This is a genomic window from Stenotrophomonas lacuserhaii, assembly GCF_014836545.1.
Classification (GTDB): Bacteria; Pseudomonadota; Gammaproteobacteria; order Xanthomonadales; family Xanthomonadaceae; genus Stenotrophomonas; species Stenotrophomonas lacuserhaii.
Genome location: NZ_JACSQS010000006.1, coordinates 49097 through 67520, shown reverse-complemented (window position 1 = coordinate 67520; position 18424 = coordinate 49097). Strand labels below are relative to the sequence as shown.

15 protein-coding genes and 2 tRNA genes are annotated in these 18424 nt (G+C 66.5%); 10 read left to right on the top strand and 7 right to left on the bottom strand.

Features of this window, described 5'->3' with window-relative positions; genetic code table 11:
- Positions 1–208 precede the first annotated feature (208 nt).
- The 10 genes from H9654_RS07895 to H9654_RS07850 all read left to right on the top strand — a co-directional run bounded on the left by H9654_RS07895 (position 209) and on the right by H9654_RS07850 (position 10674).
- Positions 209–1219 carry an N-acetylornithine carbamoyltransferase gene (locus tag H9654_RS07895; protein WP_191770310.1) on the top strand — a complete coding sequence of 337 codons (1011 nt, stop codon included), beginning with the start codon at positions 209–211 and terminating at the stop codon, positions 1217–1219.
- Positions 1220–1279: 60 nt separating this feature from the next.
- Complete coding sequence (locus H9654_RS07890) at positions 1280–2473, top strand: argininosuccinate synthase (RefSeq protein ID WP_101100693.1); 1194 nt, start codon at positions 1280–1282, stop codon at positions 2471–2473.
- Positions 2474–2591: 118 nt separating this feature from the next.
- Positions 2592–3680 carry an acetylornithine deacetylase gene (locus tag H9654_RS07885; protein WP_191770308.1) on the top strand — a complete coding sequence of 363 codons (1089 nt, stop codon included), beginning with the start codon at positions 2592–2594 and terminating at the stop codon, positions 3678–3680.
- A 72-nt stretch (positions 3681–3752) separates the two neighbouring features.
- The gene (locus H9654_RS07880) at positions 3753–5081 is read left to right on the top strand and encodes an acetylglutamate kinase (protein WP_191770306.1); all 1329 of its coding nucleotides are present in this window, start codon (positions 3753–3755) and stop codon (positions 5079–5081) included.
- Positions 5078–5680 (top strand): GNAT family N-acetyltransferase, encoded by a 603-nt coding sequence (locus tag H9654_RS07875; RefSeq protein ID WP_191770304.1) that lies wholly within the window; start codon positions 5078–5080, stop codon positions 5678–5680. Before H9654_RS07880 ends, H9654_RS07875 begins: the two co-directional genes overlap by 4 nt.
- Positions 5677–6630: an N-acetyl-gamma-glutamyl-phosphate reductase gene (argC, locus tag H9654_RS07870; protein WP_191770302.1), complete on the top strand. Its 954-nt coding sequence runs from the start codon at positions 5677–5679 to the stop codon at positions 6628–6630. The genes H9654_RS07875 and argC overlap by 4 nt, the downstream gene beginning before the upstream one ends.
- 40 nt (positions 6631–6670) lie before the next feature.
- Entirely contained in the window at positions 6671–7966 is a 1296-nt protein-coding gene (argH, locus tag H9654_RS07865; RefSeq protein ID WP_191770300.1) for an argininosuccinate lyase, read from the top strand.
- On the top strand, positions 7966–8229 hold the full coding sequence (locus H9654_RS07860; RefSeq protein ID WP_191770299.1) for a YciI family protein: 264 nt from the start codon (positions 7966–7968) through the stop codon (positions 8227–8229). Before argH ends, H9654_RS07860 begins: the two co-directional genes overlap by 1 nt.
- A gap of 7 nt (positions 8230–8236) precedes the next feature.
- On the top strand, positions 8237–9400 hold the full coding sequence (gene proB / locus H9654_RS07855) for a glutamate 5-kinase (RefSeq protein ID WP_191770297.1): 1164 nt from the start codon (positions 8237–8239) through the stop codon (positions 9398–9400).
- 17 nt (positions 9401–9417) lie between these two features.
- Positions 9418–10674, top strand: a complete 1257-nt coding sequence (locus H9654_RS07850) for a glutamate-5-semialdehyde dehydrogenase (protein WP_191770295.1) — start codon at positions 9418–9420, stop codon at positions 10672–10674.
- A gap of 168 nt (positions 10675–10842) precedes the next feature.
- Here H9654_RS07850 and pgaD read toward each other — a convergent pair whose 3' ends face one another.
- The 7 genes from pgaD to H9654_RS07815 form a co-directional block, all read right to left on the bottom strand.
- Positions 10843–11331, bottom strand: a complete 489-nt coding sequence (gene pgaD, locus H9654_RS07845) for a poly-beta-1,6-N-acetyl-D-glucosamine biosynthesis protein PgaD (protein ID WP_191770293.1) — start codon at positions 11329–11331, stop codon at positions 10843–10845.
- Positions 11328–12578 carry a poly-beta-1,6-N-acetyl-D-glucosamine synthase gene (gene pgaC, locus H9654_RS07840; RefSeq protein ID WP_191770291.1) on the bottom strand — a complete coding sequence of 417 codons (1251 nt, stop codon included), beginning with the start codon at positions 12576–12578 and terminating at the stop codon, positions 11328–11330. Before pgaC ends, pgaD begins: the two co-directional genes overlap by 4 nt.
- 1 nt (position 12579) lies before the next feature.
- Positions 12580–14466 (bottom strand): poly-beta-1,6-N-acetyl-D-glucosamine N-deacetylase PgaB, encoded by a 1887-nt coding sequence (gene pgaB / locus H9654_RS07835; protein WP_191770464.1) that lies wholly within the window; start codon positions 14464–14466, stop codon positions 12580–12582.
- Between the two features lie 16 nt (positions 14467–14482).
- On the bottom strand, positions 14483–16519 hold the full coding sequence (pgaA, locus tag H9654_RS07830) for a poly-beta-1,6 N-acetyl-D-glucosamine export porin PgaA (protein WP_191770289.1): 2037 nt from the start codon (positions 16517–16519) through the stop codon (positions 14483–14485).
- A 275-nt stretch (positions 16520–16794) separates the two neighbouring features.
- Positions 16795–18015, bottom strand: a complete 1221-nt coding sequence (locus H9654_RS07825) for a CynX/NimT family MFS transporter (RefSeq protein WP_182657163.1) — start codon at positions 18013–18015, stop codon at positions 16795–16797.
- Between the two features lie 173 nt (positions 18016–18188).
- Positions 18189–18265: transfer RNA gene (locus H9654_RS07820), tRNA-Pro, on the bottom strand.
- 84 nt (positions 18266–18349) lie between these two features.
- Positions 18350–18424 (bottom strand) — tRNA-Pro (locus H9654_RS07815).

Below are 18424 nucleotides of genomic sequence, written 5' to 3'. Positions count from 1 at the left end.
ACCGACTTCCAGCACGACTCCAGCGCCGCCCGCCAGGCCAGCAGCATGACCTCGCGTGCCCGCCGACCGGAATCCCACATTTCCGCTGGGTGACCGGAGCTTCGTGCTGTCTGTTCGGTAAAAAACCCAGCCCACCGGCTGGGTTTTTTCGTTTCCGGGATCTGAAAAGTTGCATCTGCACCCAATTCCACACCGCAAGGATCGATTGATGTCCCTCAAGCACTTCCTGAACACCCAGGACTGGAGCCGCAGCGAACTCGATGCGCTGTTGACCCAGGCCGCGCTGTTCAAGCGCAACAAGCTCGGCGACCAGCTGAAAGGCAAATCGATCGCGCTGGTGTTCTTCAACCCGTCCATGCGCACCCGCACCAGCTTCGAACTGGGTGCTTTCCAGCTTGGTGCCCACGCGGTGGTGCTGCAGCCGGGCAAGGATGCATGGCCGATCGAGTTCAACCTCGGCACTGTGATGGATGGCGATACCGAAGAACACATCGCCGAAGTAGCCAAGGTGCTCGGCCGCTACTGCGACATGATCGCGGTGCGCGCCTTCCCGAAGTTCGTGGACTGGTCGGTCGACCGCGAAGACACCGTGCTGAAGAGCTTTGCCAGGTATTCGCCGGTGCCGGTCATCAACATGGAAACCATCACCCATCCGTGCCAGGAACTGGCCCACGCGATGGCGCTGCAGGAGCACTTCGGGACCCAGGACCTGCGTGGCAAGAAGTACGTGCTGACCTGGACCTACCACCCCAAGCCGCTGAACACCGCGGTGGCCAACTCCGCGCTGACCATCGCCACCCGCATGGGCATGGACGTGACCCTGCTGTGCCCGACCCCGGATTACATCCTGGACGAGCGCTACATGGGCTGGGCCGAGCAGAACGTGGCCGAGAACGGTGGTTCGCTGCAGGTCAGCCATGACATCGAAAGCGCCTACACCGGTGCCGACGTGGTGTACGCCAAGAGCTGGGGCGCGCTGCCGTTCTTCGGCAACTGGGAACCAGAAAAGCCCATCCGCGACCAGTACAAGCACTTCATCGTGGACGAGCAGAAGATGGCGCTGACCAACAACGGGGTCTTCAGCCATTGCCTGCCGCTGCGTCGCAACGTCAAGGCCACCGATGCGGTGATGGATTCGCCGCAGTGCATCGCCATCAACGAGGCCGAGAACCGGCTGCACGTGCAGAAGGCCATCATGGCCGCGCTGGCCGGCCGCTGATTTCTTTCTGATTCGAACATTCCGCCGGGCATCACCTGGCGCTACCAGGACCTTACCCCCATGAGCAACAAAGACGTCGTCCTCGCCTTCTCCGGCGGCCTTGATACCAGCTTCTGCGTGCCCTACCTGCAGGAGCGCGGCTACAACGTGCACACCGTGTTCGCCGACACCGGCGGCGTGGATGACGAAGAGCGCGACTTCATCGAAAAGCGCGCCGCCGAGCTGGGCGTCACCAGCCATGTCACCGTCGATGGGGGTCCTGCGATCTGGGAAGGTTTCGTCAAGCCGTTCGTCTGGGCCGGTGAAGGCTACCAGGGCCAGTACCCGCTGCTGGTGTCGGACCGTTACCTGATCGTCGATGCTGCGCTCAAGCGCGCCGCCGAACTGGGTACCAACATCATCGCGCATGGCTGCACCGGCATGGGCAACGATCAGGTGCGTTTCGACCTGGCGGTGAAGGCGCTGGGCGACTACCAGATCATCGCCCCGATCCGCGAAATCCAGAAAGAACACACCCAGACCCGCGCTTACGAGCAGAAGTACCTGGAAGAGCGCGGCTTCGGCGTGCGCGCCAAGCAGCAGGCCTACACCATCAACGAGAACCTGCTGGGCCTGACCATGTCCGGCGGTGAGATCGACCGTTGGGAAGCACCGGGCGAAGGCGCCCGCGGCTGGTGCGCACCGCGCAGCGAGTGGCCGGAGCAGGCCCTCACCGTCACCCTGAAGTTCGTCGACGGCGTTGCCGTGGCGCTGGACGGCAAGGCGCTGCCGGGCGAGAAGATCCTGGCCACGCTCAACAAGCTGTTCGCTCCGTATGGCGTGGGCCGTGGCGTGTACACCGGCGACACCGTGATCGGCCTGAAGGGCCGCATCGTGTTCGAAGCGCCGGGGCTGGTGTCGCTGCTGGCCGCGCACCGTGCGCTGGAAGACGCGGTGCTGACCAAGCAGCAGAACCGCTTCAAGCCGGACGTGGCGCGCAAGTGGGTGGAGCTGGTGTACGAAGGCTTCTACCACGATCCGCTGAAGACCGACATCGAAGCGTTCCTGAAGTCCTCCCAGGCAAAGGTCAACGGTGAAGTCGTGCTGGAGACCCGTGGCGGCCGCGTCGATGCGGTGGCCGTGCGTTCGCCGCACCTGCTCAACACCAAGGGCGCCACCTATGCGCAGTCTGCAGACTGGGGTGTGGAAGAGGCCGAGGGCTTCATCAAGCTGTTCGGGATGAGCTCTACGTTGTATGCGCAGGTCAATCGCTGAAAGCAATTGACTTGCCCACGCATTCCACCTTGACCCCCGCGCCGTTGGCGCACCCCCTTCAACAAGAAGGGGGTTCTCCTCCATCTGGATTCACGTTGTCCTGAAGGATCTACGCAACATGTTGGAACAGACGCTTCATCACCTGCAGGCGCTGGTGTCTTTCGACACCCGCAATCCGCCGCGTGCGATCACCGCGGGGGGGATCTTCAATTACCTGCGCGACAACCTGCCCGGCTTCCAGGTGGAGGTGATCGACCATGGTGACGGGGCGGTCAGCCTGCATGCGGTGCGTGGTACGCCGAAGTATCTGTTCAACGTGCACCTGGATACCGTGCCGGACTCGCCGCACTGGAGCGCGGATCCGCATGTGATGCGTCGCCTGGACGATCGCGTGGTCGGGCTGGGCGTGTGTGACATCAAGGGCGCGGCCGCGGCGCTGGTGGCTGCCGCCAATGCCAGCGAAGGTGATGCGGCGTTCCTGTTTTCCAGCGACGAAGAAGCCAACGATCCGCGCTGCATTGCCGCCTTCCTGGCCCGTGGCCTGCCCTACGAGGCGGTGCTGGTGGCCGAGCCGACCATGAGCGAGGCGGTGCTGGCCCACCGTGGCATCAGCTCGGTGCTGATGCAGTTCGCAGGCCGCGCCGGCCACGCGTCGGGCAAGCAGGATGCGGCCGCCAGCGCGTTGCACCAGGCGATGCGCTGGGGCAACCGCGCGCTGGACCATGTGGAATCGTTGTCCTCGGCACGCTTCGGCGGGCTGACCGGGCTGCGTTTCAACATCGGCCGCGTGGAGGGCGGAATCAAGGCCAACATGATCGCGCCAGCGGCCGAGCTGCGCTTTGGTTTCCGTCCGCTGCCGTCGATGGACATCGATGCGCTGCTGGCCACTTTCGCCGGCCTGGCCGAGCCGGAAGCGGCGCTGTTCACCGAGACCTTCCGTGGCCCCAGCCTTCCGGCCGGGGACATCGCCGATGCCGAGAACCGGCGCCTTGCCGCGCGTGACGTGGCCGATGCGCTGGACCTGCCGATCGGCAACGCGGTGGATTTCTGGACCGAAGCCTCGCTGTTCTCGGCCGGTGGCTACACCACGCTGGTGTTCGGCCCGGGCGACATCGCCCAGGCCCATACCGCCGATGAGTTCGTGACGCTGGAACAACTGCAGCGCTATGCCGACGCCGTGCACCGGATCATCAGCGCCGGCGCGTGAACCCCCCGATGCCGTCGTGCCCCGGCACGGCGGAACTGCAACGCGGCCCCCGCCGCCTGTGATGAAACCGAAATGTCCCCAGCCCTCCAGCCTCATCGCCAGACCCGCCAGACCATCGTGCGCCTGCTTTCCAGCATGGCCAGCGCGAAGGAAATCAGCCAGTACCTCAAGCGTTTTTCGCAGCTCGACGCCAAACGCTTCGCGGTGGTGAAAGTGGGCGGGGCGGTGCTGCGCGATGACCTGGAGGCGCTGACGTCCTCGCTGTCGTTCCTGCAGGAAGTCGGGCTGACCCCGATCGTGCTGCACGGTGCCGGCCCGCAGCTGGACACCGAGCTGGCCGCTGCCGGCATCGAAAAGCAGACCATCAACGGCCTGCGCGTGACCTCGCCGGAAGCGCTGGCGATCGTGCGCCAGGTCTTCCAGCAGTCCAACCTGCGGCTGGTGGAAGCGCTGCAGCAGAACGGTGCGCGTGCCACGTCCATCACCGGTGGCGTGTTCGAAGCCGAGTACATGGACCAGGCCACCTATGGATTGGTCGGCGAAGTGAAGAAGGTCAACCTGGCGCCGATCGAAGCCAGCCTGCGTGCCGGCTCGATCCCGGTCATCACCAGCCTGGGCGAAACCCGTAGCGGGCAGATCCTCAACGTCAACGCCGACTTCGCCGCCAACGAACTGGTACAGGAGCTGCAGCCGTACAAGATCATTTTCCTGACCGGCACCGGCGGGCTGCTGGACGAGGAGGGCAAGGTGATCGATTCGATCAACCTGTCCACCGAGTACGAACACCTGATGAGCCAGCCGTGGATCCACGGCGGCATGAAGGTGAAGATCGAGCAGATCAAATCGCTGCTGGACCGCCTGCCGCTGGAGTCGTCGGTGTCGATCACCCGGCCGGCCGACCTGGCCAAGGAACTGTTCACCCACAAAGGCTCCGGTACGCTGGTGCGCAAGGGCGAACGCGTGCTGCGCGCGACGTCGTGGGACGAACTGGACCTGCCGCGCCTGCGCGGGCTGATCGAATCCAGTTTCGGCCGCGTGCTGGTGCCGGATTACTTCGACAAGACCCGCCTGCTGCGCGCGTATGTCAGCGAAAACTACCGCACCGCGGTGATCCTCACCGACGAAGCGGAAGGCGTGTACCTGGATAAATTCGCGGTGCTCGACGACGCACAGGGCGAGGGCCTGGGCCGGGCGGTGTGGAACGTGATGCTGGACGAGACCCCGCAGCTGTTCTGGCGCTCGCGCAACGGCAACCCGATCAATCACTTCTACTACGCCGAATCCGATGGCTGCTACAAACAGGGCACGTGGAAGACCTTCTGGTTCGGTGCCGATGGCTTTGACCGCATCAAGGCCTACGTCGACCACTGCGCGCAGCGTTCGCCGAGCCTGCTCGGATGAGCACGCCCACCGGGTGGACCGCTGCGCCGACGCTGTCAGGGCGCCATGTCTCGCTTGAACCGCTGCAGGCCGCACACGTGCCGGGCCTGCAGCGCGCGGTGCAAGGCACCGGGCTGGACCAGCTGTGGTTCACCCAGGTGCCGTCGGTCACGGGCGTAGCTGACTATGTCGAGGCGGCGCTGCAGGCGCAGGACGAAGGCAAGATGCTGCCGATGGTGATCCGTGATGCAAGCGGAGAGATCGTAGGTACCACGCGCTATTACGGACTCGATGCCAGCGTGCCCAAGCTGAGCATCGGCTATACCTGGCACGCACCGCGCGTGCAGCGCAGCGGGGTCAATACCGAGGCCAAGCTGCTGTTGCTGCGGCATGCCTTCGAAACGCTCGGCTGCCTGGCCGTGGTGTTTGAAACCAGCTGGTTCAACCATACCTCGCGCACGGCCATCGCGCGCCTTGGCGCCAAGCAGGACGGCGTGCTGCGCAACCATACCCGGCATCCCGACGGCACGCCGCGCGATACCGTCGTTTTCTCCATCATCGATACGGAATGGGCGGCGGTGAAACGCCACCTGCAGTTCCGCCTGGATACCCACGCATGAACGAAACAACCTTCACCCTGGGCATCGTCGGTGCCCGCGGCCACACCGGTGCGGAGCTGATCAAGCTGGTGGCCGCGCATCCGCGCCTGCAGTTGGCTTTCGTGTCCTCGCGCGAGCGCGCCGGGCAGCGGCTGTCCGAGCACCACCCGGAAATCACCGGCGAACTGCAGTACGAAAACCTGGACGCCGACGCGGTCGCCGCCAAGGGCGTGGACGCGGTGATCCTGGCGCTGCCCAATGGCCTGGCCGCACCGTTCGTCGCCGCGCTGCAAGCCGCCAAGCCGGACACGGTCATCGTGGACCTGTCTGCTGACTACCGCTTCGAGGGAAGCTGGTACTACGGCCTGCCCGAGCTGACCCGCGGCAACTACAACGGTGAGAAACACATCAGCAACCCGGGGTGTTATGCCACCGCGATGCAGTTGGCGATCCACCCGTTGCTGGACCTGCTGGCCGGCCCGCCGCAGTGCTTCGGTGTTTCCGGTTATTCCGGCGCCGGCACCACGCCTTCGGACAAGAACAATCCGGAGCTGCTGGCCGACAACCTGATGCCGTACGCATTGACCAACCACGTCCACGAACGCGAGGTGTCCGCGCACCTGCGCGTGCCCGTGGAGTTCATGCCGCACGTGGCGCCGCACTTCCGCGGTATCACCATGACGGTCAATATCTGGCTCAACCAGGCGCAGACCCGCCAACAGATCGCCGCGCGCTTCACCGATGCCTACGCCGATGAGCCGCTGATCGAAGTAGTCGACGAAGCGCCGTGGGTGAGCCGCATCGCCGGCCGCCACGGCGTGCAGGTCGGCGGGTTCACCGTGGCGCCGGGCGGCAAGCGGGTGGTGGTGGTGGCCACGCTGGACAACCTGTTGAAGGGCGCAGCCACCCAGGCCATGCAGAACCTCAACCTCGCCCTGGGCATCGACGAACTCACTTCGATCCCGCACTGATTGAATCAACGGGCGGCCCAGGCCGCCGATGGAGCACAGCATGGCAGACCTTCTGTGGCAGAAGCCGGGCGTCGCGGTCGACGCAAAGATCCAGACCTTCCTTGCCGGTGATGACGTGATCCTGGATCGCGAATTCTTCCTGCATGACATCGCCGCCAGTGCCGCGCATGCCGAGGGCCTGCAGCACATCGGCATCCTCAGTGCCGACGAGCTGGCCGGGTTGCAGCGCGAACTGGAGGTGCTGGCCGATGACTTCCGCGCCGGTCGGTTCGTGCTGGACGAACAGTACGAAGACGGCCATTCGGCCATTGAAGCGCGCCTGACCGACCGCCTTGGCGATGCCGGCCGCCGCATCCACACTGGCCGCAGCCGCAACGACCAGGTGCTGGTGGCGACCCGGCTGTGGCTGAAGGAAAAGCTGCAGCGCGTGGCGCAGCTCAGCGCGGAGATCGCCAAGGTGGCGCTGGACCGTGCAGAAGCCGAAAAGGACCTGCCGATCCCGGGCTATACCCACATCCAGCGGGCCGTGGTGTCCTCCGCCGGCATGTGGTGGGCCGGCTGGGCCGAGGCGTTCATCGACAACGCCGTCCGCGCCCGCGATACACACGCGCTGGTGGATGCCAATCCGCTGGGTACCGCCGCCGGCTACGGCGTGAACCTGCCGTTGGACCGTGAACACACCACTGCCGCGCTCGGCTTCGCGCGCATGCAGGTATCGCCGATCTACGCGCAGCTGTCGCGCGGCAAGTTCGAGATGGCCGCGTTGGAAGCACTCGGCGGCGCCACCCTGGACCTGCGCCGCATCGCATGGGACCTGTCGCTGTTCACCAGCGCGGAATTCGGCTTCGTGGCACTGCCCGCGCAGTACACCACCGGCAGCTCGATCATGCCCAACAAGCGCAATCCCGATGTCATCGAGCTGATGCGCGCCACCCATGCCAGCGTCGCCGCTGCCCGTACCGAGATCGAGCAGTTGCTCTCGCTGCCGTCCGGCTACCACCGTGACCTGCAGGGCTCCAAGGGCGCGATCTTCCACGGCTTCGGCCGCGGCCTGGCCGCGCTGGAACTGCTGCCGGCACTGCTGGCCAACCTGGAATGGCGCAATGACAAGCTGCGGGCTGGCATCGATTCGGGCATGTACGCCACCGATGTGGCGGTCGAGGCGGCCGTCGCCGGCGTACCGTTCCGCGAAGCCTACAAGGCCGCTGCCGCAGGTGCGGACACGGCCGGGCAGGGCCGTACGCCGGAAGGCAGCCTGGCCGCCAGGGTGTCGCCCGGCGCCGCCGCCGACCTGCGCCTGGACGTCCTGCGCGCGCGCTGGCAGGCGCTGGCCTGATGGCCGGCACCGTCTACCTGGTGATGGCGATGCGCCGGCCGGATTTCGACCCGGCGGCGGTGCAGCCGCACATCGCTTTCCTCGATGAACTGCGTGCCGCCGGCCAGCTGCAGCTGACCGGTGGCTTCAGTGACGGCAGCGGTGGCGCCTACGTGCTGTGCAACGTCGCCACCCTGGAACAGGCGCGTGCCATCGTCGCGCGCGATCCGCTGGTGACCCTGCAGTCTTCGGACCTGACCGTCCACGAATGGACCACCCGCTGAGCCCCTGATGAGCGACCCTGCCGCCATGACCGCATCGCCGTTTCCCGAACAAGCGCTGCCGGACTGGCGGCGCGCCGTGCTGAAGGTCGGCAGCAGCCTGCTCGCCGCCGATGGTGGCGGGCTGTCCCCGCGCTACGCATTGGGGCTTGCCCAGTTCGTATCGGCCAACGTACTGGCCGGCCGCGAGGTGGTGATCGTGTCTTCGGGCGCGGTCGCCGCCGGCCGCGCGATCCTGCCGCGGGTGGAGGCCAATGGCGCGGCGATGGCTGCCCGCCAGGCATTGGCCGCACTCGGCCAGGCCCAGCTGATCGGGCTGTGGCAACGCTTCTTCGAACGTCCCGTGGCGCAGGTGCTGCTTACCCATGATGACCTGCGCAACCGGCGTCGCTATCTCAATGCCCGTGCCACGCTGACTGAACTGCTGCGGCTCGGTGCGCTGCCGGTGGTCAACGAAAACGACACGGTATCGGTGGACGAGCTCAAGCTTGGCGACAACGACAACCTGGCCGCTACCGTGGCGGCGCTGGTGGATGCCGATGTGCTGTTCATCGCCACCGACATCGACGGCCTGTACAGCGCCGATCCGCGCCGGGATGCGTCTGCACAGCCGATCGCGCAGGTGCATGAACTGACTGCCGAGGTACTGGCGATGGCCGGGGGCAGCGGCAGCAGCGCCGGCACCGGCGGCATGCGCACCAAACTGGAAGCCGCATCCAAGGCAGCGCGGCTGGGCATCGAGACGATCCTGTTCAATGGCCGCAATGGCGATGTGGTGCGTGCGCTGGCACAGGGGCGCCTGCAGGGAACGCGCCTGCATGCCGCGCAGAGTCGCGAGGCCGCGCGCAAGTACTGGCTGCGGCACGCACCCGTGGAACCCGGGGTGATCTGGGTCGACGATGGCGCGGTGCAGGCAATGCGGGCCAAGGGGGCTTCGCTGTTGCCCGGCGGCATCACCGGCGCGCACGGCGAGTTCCGCCGCGGCGACATGGTGGAGATCCGCTCCCGGGCGGGCGATGCAGGCAGCGAGGTCAGCGTGGCACGCGGCATCACCCAGTATGCGGCCAGCGACATTCGCCGTATCGCGGGCCGCCATTCGCGCGACATCGAAGCGGCACTGGGCTACAACTATGGTGGAAACGTCGTGCACCGCGACGACCTGGTGCTGGTATGAACCACGAGGCGATTCCCATGAGTGACATCGAACAACAGGCACGTGCCTGCCGTGCGGCCGCCACCATGGTGGCCGGGCTGGACACTGCGCAGCGCGGCGCGCTGCTGCGGGCCATGGCTGCGGCGCTGGAATCCAACGCTGGACAGATCCTGGCCGGCAATGCGCGTGACCTTGCCGCAGCACGCGCGAAGGGCATCGGCAACGCCATGCTGGATCGCCTGATGCTGGACCCGTCGCGGCTGTTCGCCATGGCCGAGGCAGTGCGCGAGGTGGCCGGGCTGCCGGACCCGGTGGGCCAGGTGACGCGCGACGACGTGCGTCCGAACGGGATCCGCGTACAGAAGGTGCGCGTGCCGTTGGGGGTGATCGCGATGATCTACGAGGCGCGGCCCAACGTCACCGCCGAGGCCGCGGCGCTGTGCCTGAGGGCCGGCAACGGGGTGATCCTGCGCGGCGGTTCGGAGGCGATCCATTCCAATACCGCGATCGCCGCCGCGCTGGGCAGTGCATTGGCGGCCCACGGGGTGCCGGAGGCGGCGGTGACGGTGCTGACCGACCTGCGCCGCGAGGCGATGCTGGAACTGCTGCAGCTGCACGAGCTGATCGATCTGGCGATTCCGCGCGGAGGAGAAGGCCTGATCCGCTTCGTCGCCGAGCATGCGCGCGTGCCGGTGATCAAGCACTACAAGGGCGTCTGCCACCTGTTCGTGGATGCCAGCGCGGACGTGGCGCAGGCCGTCGACCTGCTGGTGGATGGCAAGTGCAGCCGGCCCTCGGCGTGCAATTCGCTGGAGACCCTGTTGGTACATCGTGATATCGCCGGGGAATTCCTGCCGCGCGCCGGCCAGGCCCTGGCTTCGCGCGGCGTGGAGCTGCGCGCCGACGCGCTGTCACAGCCGTTGCTGCCGGGCAGCACGTCCGCTTCCGATGAGGACTACGCGGCCGAGTTCCTGGATCTGATCATCGCGGTGAAAGTGGTGGATGACGTGGAGGCTGCGATCGCGCATATCCGCCGTTACACCTCCGACCACACCGAGGTGATCGCTACGCGCGACGCCGCCAATGCCGAGCGTTTCATCCACGCGCTGCAATCGGCAGTGGTGATGGTCAACACCTCTTCGCGCTTTTCCGATGGCGGCCAGCTCGGCCTCGGCAGCGAGATCGGCATCTCCACCACGCGCCTGCATGCGTACGGGCCGATGGGTCTGGAAGCGTTGACGGTGGAACGTTTCGTGGTGCGCGGGGAAGGGCAGGTGCGTACGGCAAAGATGTGACGACCAACGGTCGTCGCCCACCGGGGCGGGTCGTCACCCGGTCGCGCCGTGCCATTGCGGGCCGTCACCCGGTAGCGCCGAGCCATGCTCGGCGAGCGCAGCGGCAAAGATGTGACGACCAACGGTCGTCGCCCACGACGGCCAGGCGCTGACGGCCCGCGGCCGTCACTACCGGAAAGCAGGTTGCGTCAGCACCTGTTCGGTCATGCCGACCGGGCGGGCATCATCGTCCATGTGCAGCGTGACGGCTTTGGCGCCCGCCAACTGACGGGCAAGCGCATCGGTGGCGCCGAGGTCACGGGCGATCTCCGCATGCGCTACATCGATGCGCGGCGCACGCCGCTCCTTGCCCGAAAAGCGGAAGCGATTGTATTCCGCCCACACGATCAGCAGCGCTGCGCAACCGATCAGCAATACCGGCAGGGCGATGACCAGGAACGGATCGAGCTGCTGCTTGCGCTCGTACAGCTGCACCCACGCCAGGCGGCCGCCCACCAGCCAGGACATCAGGGTCAGCACCGGCGCCCACAGATAGAAATAGAACGCCCAGAACGCGATGGTGACGAAGCCCCACGCGGTGCGCTGCAGGCGGGGTTGCTGGCGCGGCTTCTGGATGAGGCGCGAATCAAAACGACGGGACGGCTTGTTGGCGTTCATCGAATTCCCCGGTCCGGGCTGACCCAGGTGGCGCGCGTCCTGCCTCGCTTCAGCAGTGTCTTCGGCAGTGCCACCAGGGTGGTGAAGAGGCTGATCAACCAGTAGGCCATCGGGTACCAGATCACCCAGAAGTAATTACGGCCGATGTTGATTTCGTAACGACGGTCGATGATCAGGCTGCTGGCGAACTGCAGCAGGCAGACCAGCGCCAGGATCACCCCGTGCCACTGCGGCAGCAGCGTCTGGATGTACAGCGACGGCGGCAGGTCGACGACCTTGCCCAGCGCCCACAACACGATGATCAACAGCATCACATAGGCCCACAGCACGCTGAAGATGTACTCCACCAGCACGCCCCACATGCGGCGCTTGCGCCAGTTGAACAGGCTCATGCCATGCCGCAGCAGCACCTCCACCCCACCCTGGGCCCAGCGCAGGCGCTGCTTCCACAGCCCGCGCAGGGTTTCCGGCATCAGGATGAAGCACAGCGCGTTGGGTTCGTAACGGATGTCCCAGTGGTCCAGCTGCAGGCGCCAGCTGATATCGATGTCTTCGGTGACCATGTCATCGGCCCAGTAGCCGATGCGGTGCAGGGCGGTGCGGCGGAAGCCGGCGATCACCCCGGAGATGGTGAAGATGCGCCCGTACACGCGCTGGGCCCGCTTGATCATGCCGATGATGGAAGAGAACTCGGCCACCTGCAGGCGGCCCAGCAGGGTGGAGCGGTTGCGGATGCGCGGGTTGCCGGTGACCGCGCCCACCCGCGGGCCACTGGTGAGATGCCAGACCATCCAGTGCATGGCGTGCTCTTCCAGCATCGCATCGCCATCGATGCACACCAGGTACTCCGAGCGCGCGGCCAATGCCCCCATGCGCAGCGCATTGGCCTTGCCCAGGTTGCGGTCCAGGTGCACCACGCGCAGGCGCGGATGGATCGCCGCCAGCGCATCCAGGCGCGCGCCGGTGGCGTCGCCGCTCCCATCGTTGATGGCGATCACCTCGAAGTCCGGATAGCGCTGCGCCAGCGCCGCGCCGAGGGTGTCGTCCAGGTTGTCCGATTCGTTGTGGCACGGAATCAGCAGCGAAGTGAACGGGTACTCGTCCATCGGCGGCGGATCATTGCGGTCGCGCGACTTCCGCTCGCGGCGGAAAAAGTAGTACAGGCCTCCCGACATCCAGAAGAACGCCATCACCATCGGGTAGAAGAAGGCGAACTGGAACAGGTAGTAGACAGGCGTGTGGTCCATCTCACCGCTCCGGATAGGGGAAGTTGCGCGCCGACATCGCCGCGCGTGCATCGGCGGTGGACGGCTTGTCGGCAATGAAGTCATCCGGGTACCAGGCCAGGTGACGCACACCCTGTGCCTGCAGGCGACGTACCTGCGCACGCAGGCGCTCGCCGGGGATCGCGGTCCGGGTACGCCAGTCAACGGTCTGCAGCTCGAACAGGGTGTGCTTCAGCTCCGGATCGTGTTCGCGCACCGCGGCCACCAGGCGGTCCAGCCAGCGCTCGGGGTGGCGGCTGCCTTCCATCCAGGGCATCGCCATCAGGGCGGTATGGTCGTAGGCGGCGTTGAACAGGTCCAGGCGCTGGGCGAACCAGGCCGCGCTCTGCGGCTCCAGCACCGGCTGCGCATACAGGTTGCGCACGGTGCCCAGCTTCGGCCGCCAGCGCTGCGCACGGTCACGCAGGGCCAGGGTGAAGTCGATCAACGCCTGGGTGCGGTTGCCGTCCAGGCCTTCCTGCGCCAGGCCGGTGAGTTCGGTATCGCGTACGTAGGCATCGTCGTGGAACAGCAGCCCTTCGAAGTAGGAGTTGATCGCCAGGTCTTCGTAGATGTCCAGGATGATCTGGCGCGCGGCCGGCTTGGTGAAATCCATCCGGTACATGCCGTCTTTTTCCGGACTGGCGATGCCCAGCGCCTGCTTCTGCGCCGGATCGGGCAGTTCATAACCCAGCACCGGCAGCCACGCGTAGACCTTGACCCCGGCGCGGGTCTTCAGCTGCCACGCCACGCGGTTGAACAGGTCCGCGCGCATCGGCAGGTGGCGGTTCGGGAAATACAGCGCATCGGCGGTGTTGTTGCCATCCGGGTCGGCGAAGGCCTGCAGGTAGACGTGGGTGGGACCGATCTTCTTGACCCGGTCGATCAGCGTGTCCAGGTTGCGCGCCAGCTGCGCGGGGTCCTTGTCATACACCGCGTCCATGTCGATCTGCAGGGCGCGGGTGCCGTCCAGGGTGGTGTTGCGGCGCAGTTCGAAGGCCAGCCCGGTGACGTTTGGATTGCCGGTGACCAGCAGGCGCGCCAGGCCGTGCAGGTCGCGCGTGACCGGCGTGCTGCGGCCTTCCAGGTCGAAGGACACCGGCATGCCGAGCTGCTCGGCGATCGCGTTGCTGAGCTGGTTGTAGGCCGCGTACGGCCAGACGATCGCCTGCGGACGCACGCCGAGGTTCTTCTCGATCAGTCCGGCACTGCGCGAAAGGTCATCGCGCAGGCGCTTTTCGTAGGCCGCCGCGGTCTCGTAGCGGCCTGTGGCCGGATCAAAGGCACGGGTGATCACCGCGGGAGTGGAATTGCCCTGCGGGTTGGACTGCACGCCGTGGTGCTGGTTGTCGGTATGGCTGGCCAGCTCGATCAAGCCGCTGTCCTTCATCTCGCGCAGTTGCTCCCAGGTCAGGAAATCATCGCGACCGAACGGCCGGTAGCCGTAATCGATGGTGCGATCCGGGGCCATGTCGACGTAGTCGGTGATCACCGCCACCAGGGCGGGATAGTCGTACGCACGCAGCAGCGGGTAGACCTTGCTGTAGACGCTGCGCAGGCCGTCATCGAAGGTCAGCAGCACCGGCTTGGATGGCAGCACGGCTTCCCCGCGCGATGCCTTCACCAGCTGGCTCAGTGAGATCGGGTGGTAGCCGTGCGCGGACAGCCAGTCCAGATGGGCAGCGAAGTTCTGCGTGCTCACCGCATAGGCATCCGGATCGCCCTTGGCGGCCACGTCATCGCGGATGTCGTGGTAGCTCAGCACCAGCAGGCCGTTGCCGGCCGCATCCAGTTCCGGAAGGGTCTGCGCCTGCAGCGGCGCGCACAGCGCCAGCAGCACCAGCAGGATCATCACCATCGGCAGTCGCATGTTGCTCACCCGCATCTCATTCTCCCCAGCGCAGGCCGGCTTCCAGGCCGACATGCCGCTCACGTTGACCGTCATACACCGGACGCGACCAGCGCACCCCGTACTCGAAAATCCGCCCCGCGCCGATCTGCCACTCGTGGCGATACTCAACCGAGGGCACCAGTGCGCTGCCGAAGCTTTCCTGCCAGTAGTCGCCTACCGACACGGTCAGGCGGTGGCGGAAGTGCTTCTCGTAGTGCCGCCACAACTGCTGGTCGATGCGCAGGCCGATTTCCACCGAACGGTCGCGCGAAGGATTGAAGTAGGGCACGTCATCGCGGCTGCCACGGCTGGCATACAGGCTGCCCAGCCCATCCACCTGCAGGGTCGGGCGGCTCAGCAGGCGCTGCTCCACCGAGGTGCTGATGGTGTCGCGGTGGTTGCCATCGTCATAGCGGTACTGGCTGGCGCCGATCCGCCACTGCGTGCGCTCGTTGCGGTTATAGGTGCTGGTCAGCGCCACGCTGTCGGCGGTGATGCCGGACACGCGGGCCTGCATCGAGGCATCGGCATCGTTGCGTGCGGCGCTTGCGCCGATGTGCCACTGGTCGTTGAACTGCCAGCCGAGCCCCGCGCGCAGGCCGGTATCGCCGACGTCGTCGTTCGGATGCAAGGCCACCAGTTCGCCGTCCAGCTGGTCGAAGCGGTAGTTCACCCCGGCACCGAACCACCACGGGTTGATGCGCTGGTTCTGGAAGTCCACCGAACGGCGGTCGGCGAAGGCCAGCACCCGCCAGCGATCGGCCAGGATCGGCGAGGACGCGCTCACGCGGTAGCTGCCATCGTCGTTGCCCAGCGGCGATGCGCCGCCGCCGCCACTGCTGCGGCCGACCTCTGCATTGGCGTCCAGCTGCCAGCCGCGGTGTGCGCGCCAGGCGCGGTCCATGCGCTGCACCGAAGGCTGGTTCGGATAGCGGGCCAGCAGGTCGTCATGTATCGGGCGGGCAAGGTCGTCGCGCTGCAGCGCGATGTGGGACTCGAACATGCCGATGCGCGGGGAGACATCGCGCGGATCCAGCGTATAGGCCATCTGGTGGCGTTCCAGCGCACGCCGCGGCCAGCCGCGCATCTGGTAGACGCCGCCCAGCGCAGTCTGCAGGCCCCCGTTGCCCGGCCCGGTGGCGACCATCTGCTCCAGCTCGCTCTGGGCGGACGGAAGGTCGTTGCTGTAGGCGCGGATCATCGCCAGGTTGAGGTCGGCCTCATAGCGGGCCCAGTTCGCATAGGGGGCACGCGCATTCGGGCCCCAGCGCCAGATCGGCTCGTCTTTCTGCCAGCTCACCAGATACTCGATGGCGGTGCCGGCCTGCTCGGTTTCCAGGTACGCATAGGCCAGTTCCGAGCGTGCCTGGAAGCGCGAGGGGTCATTCTTCACCGCCTGCGACAGCACAGGGATCGCCTCGTCCGGATGCTGGGTGGCCATCAGTGAATCGCCCACCGCCGGCAGCACGTAGTCGGGCAGCTCCACGCCATCGGCGCGCAGGGCGAGATATTCCTCGCGCAACTGGGCGTGGCGGGACAGGCGGTTGAGCAGGATCAGGCGGTCCAGGCGGATGCGCCGGGGGGCCTGCGCCAGCGGGGTACCGTCGCGCTGCAGGTACGTATCCATCAGCGCCAGAGTGTCTTCGGCTTCATCCAGGCGGGTGTCCTCGCTTTCGCCGTAGGCCATGCTCCAGCCCACCAGGCGGGCCAGGTAGTCCGCTTCGAAGCGTTCCTTCTGAGCCGCATCAAACAGCTCCGGGCGCGCCTGGTACAGCTGCCAGGCCCGACTGGCGTTGCCGATGTCGCCCAGGGTCAGCACCTGCAGCTTGTACAGCAGGTCATCATCGGGGCTGGACTGCTGCGCGCGCTCGATCGCCGCCAGCGCGTCCAGCCACTGGGCCTGGTCGCGATGGCGGCTGATTTCAGCCATCTGCCCGGCGCGGTTGGACGGGGCAGGGGCGGCGTGCGCGCCTGTCGCCAGGACGAGGCAGGCCAGGCCGACGCAACGCGCCAGCGGACGATGGACAGACATGAAACCCCCAGAAGCTGGTTCGTACGATGAAGAATTGGAAAGTGTGACGCACATCACGTGCCAACCGCCCGCAGTGCGGGACTCCGAAGCGCATCCGTACCTCCTTACGCAGCGCAGGGGGCGACGGGATGCCCGTCCGGCAACGGACGCATGCTGCGGCCGCCACCGCAGGAAGACGCCCTGCGACAAACACAGGGTCAGCAACTGACGCGCTGCGTCAGTTGCGACCGATCACAACGTGGTCACGTCGGTGGCCTGCTCACGCAGCGATGTAGTCACCACAGGTCTTCGAGCTTGCGCGGCTTGCAGGCGAACCACGACGCGCACAGCATCACCAGCGCGCAGCAGAACAGGAAGCCGAACGGCAACGTCCAGCTGCCGCTCACGTCGTGCAGCCAGCCCACCAGGAACGGACCCAGGCAGCTGAAGCTGTAGCCCACGCCCTGCATGAAGCCGGACAGGGCGGCCGATCCGGTCGGGGTGCGCGTGCGCAGGTTGATCAGCGTGAGCGCCAGCGGGAAGGTCGACGGACCGAGTCCCAGCAGGCAGGCCCACAGCAGCGGGGCTTTCATCGGCGCCAGCAGCAGCCCGGCGAAGGCCACCACGAAGGAACCAAAGCCGATCAACACCAGCGGGAACGGGTTGGCCATGCGCACCGCCAATGAAGGAATCACCAGCGAGGGCAACAGGCCCAGCGCGGAGAACATCGCCACCATCACCCCGCCGAAGGCCGGCGAGGCGCCGGCTTCGACCACGATGCGCGGCAACCAGGTGAACATCGAATAGGTCATCAGCGAGGTCATGCCGAACATCAGCGTCATGCCCCAGCCCAGCGAGGTCGCGGAGACCCGCCCGTGCGGCTGCGCACTCGGATCCGGGCCGTCGGTGATCACATCATGGCGCGGGGTGCGGCGCACCAGCATCAGCCACGGCAGGGTGGCGGCCAGTGCCAGCAGCGCCCACATGCCCAGCGACACGCGCCAGCCGGCCGCGTTGGCCACCGGCACCGCCAGCAACGCTGGCAGCATGGTGCCCAGCTGCAGCGCGCTGATGTACAGCGTGCTCATCGTGCCCACCTTGTTGGCGAAATAACGCTTCACCAGCGGCGGCACCACGACGTTGCCGATGCCCATGCCGGCCAAAGCGATGATCGAGCCGCCCAGCAGGCTGCCCATGCCGACCGCGCTGGAGCGCAACAGCAGGCCGACCAGCGCCAACGACATCGCCAGCAGCGTGGTGCGCTCCAGCCCGAGGCGGCGCGCCAGCATCGGCGTGCACACGCCGAACAAGGCGAACGAGGCAGTCGGCAGCATGCCGAGCACGCCGGTCATGGTGGTGCCGAAGCCGAAGGTCTGGCCCAGCACGTCCAGCAGGGGGGTGACCGAGGTGACCGCGGTACGCAGGTTGACCGCGGCCAGCACGATGGCAGCGAAGACCAGGGCGCGCCCGTGCAGCAGCGAAGGCGCAGGCGACGAAGGGGAGGCGGTGGGGCTCATGGTGGATCCTTGCCGGTGGCGCGCGCGGCGGCCTCCGGATGCAACGGCGGCACCGGGCGGACGCCGGTGCGGCAGGGTGGGGGAGGGGCCCATTGTACGTTGCCAGGCAAAACGACAGGCACAAAAAAACCCGGGAGACCGTCGTCTTCCAGGTTTCTTCGTGACCAACAAAGTGGTCGGGGAGACAGGATTCGAACCTGCGACCTCTACGTCCCGAACGTAGCGCTCTACCAGACTGAGCTACACCCCGAAGGGTAGCCGCCTATCATATCGATTCCCGCACTGGGCGGCAAGGGGAATCGCATTTTTCCTTCGGTCGTTCCGACCACCGGAGTGGTCGGGGAGACAGGATTCGAACCTGCGACCTCTACGTCCCGAACGTAGCGCTCTACCAGACTGAGCTACACCC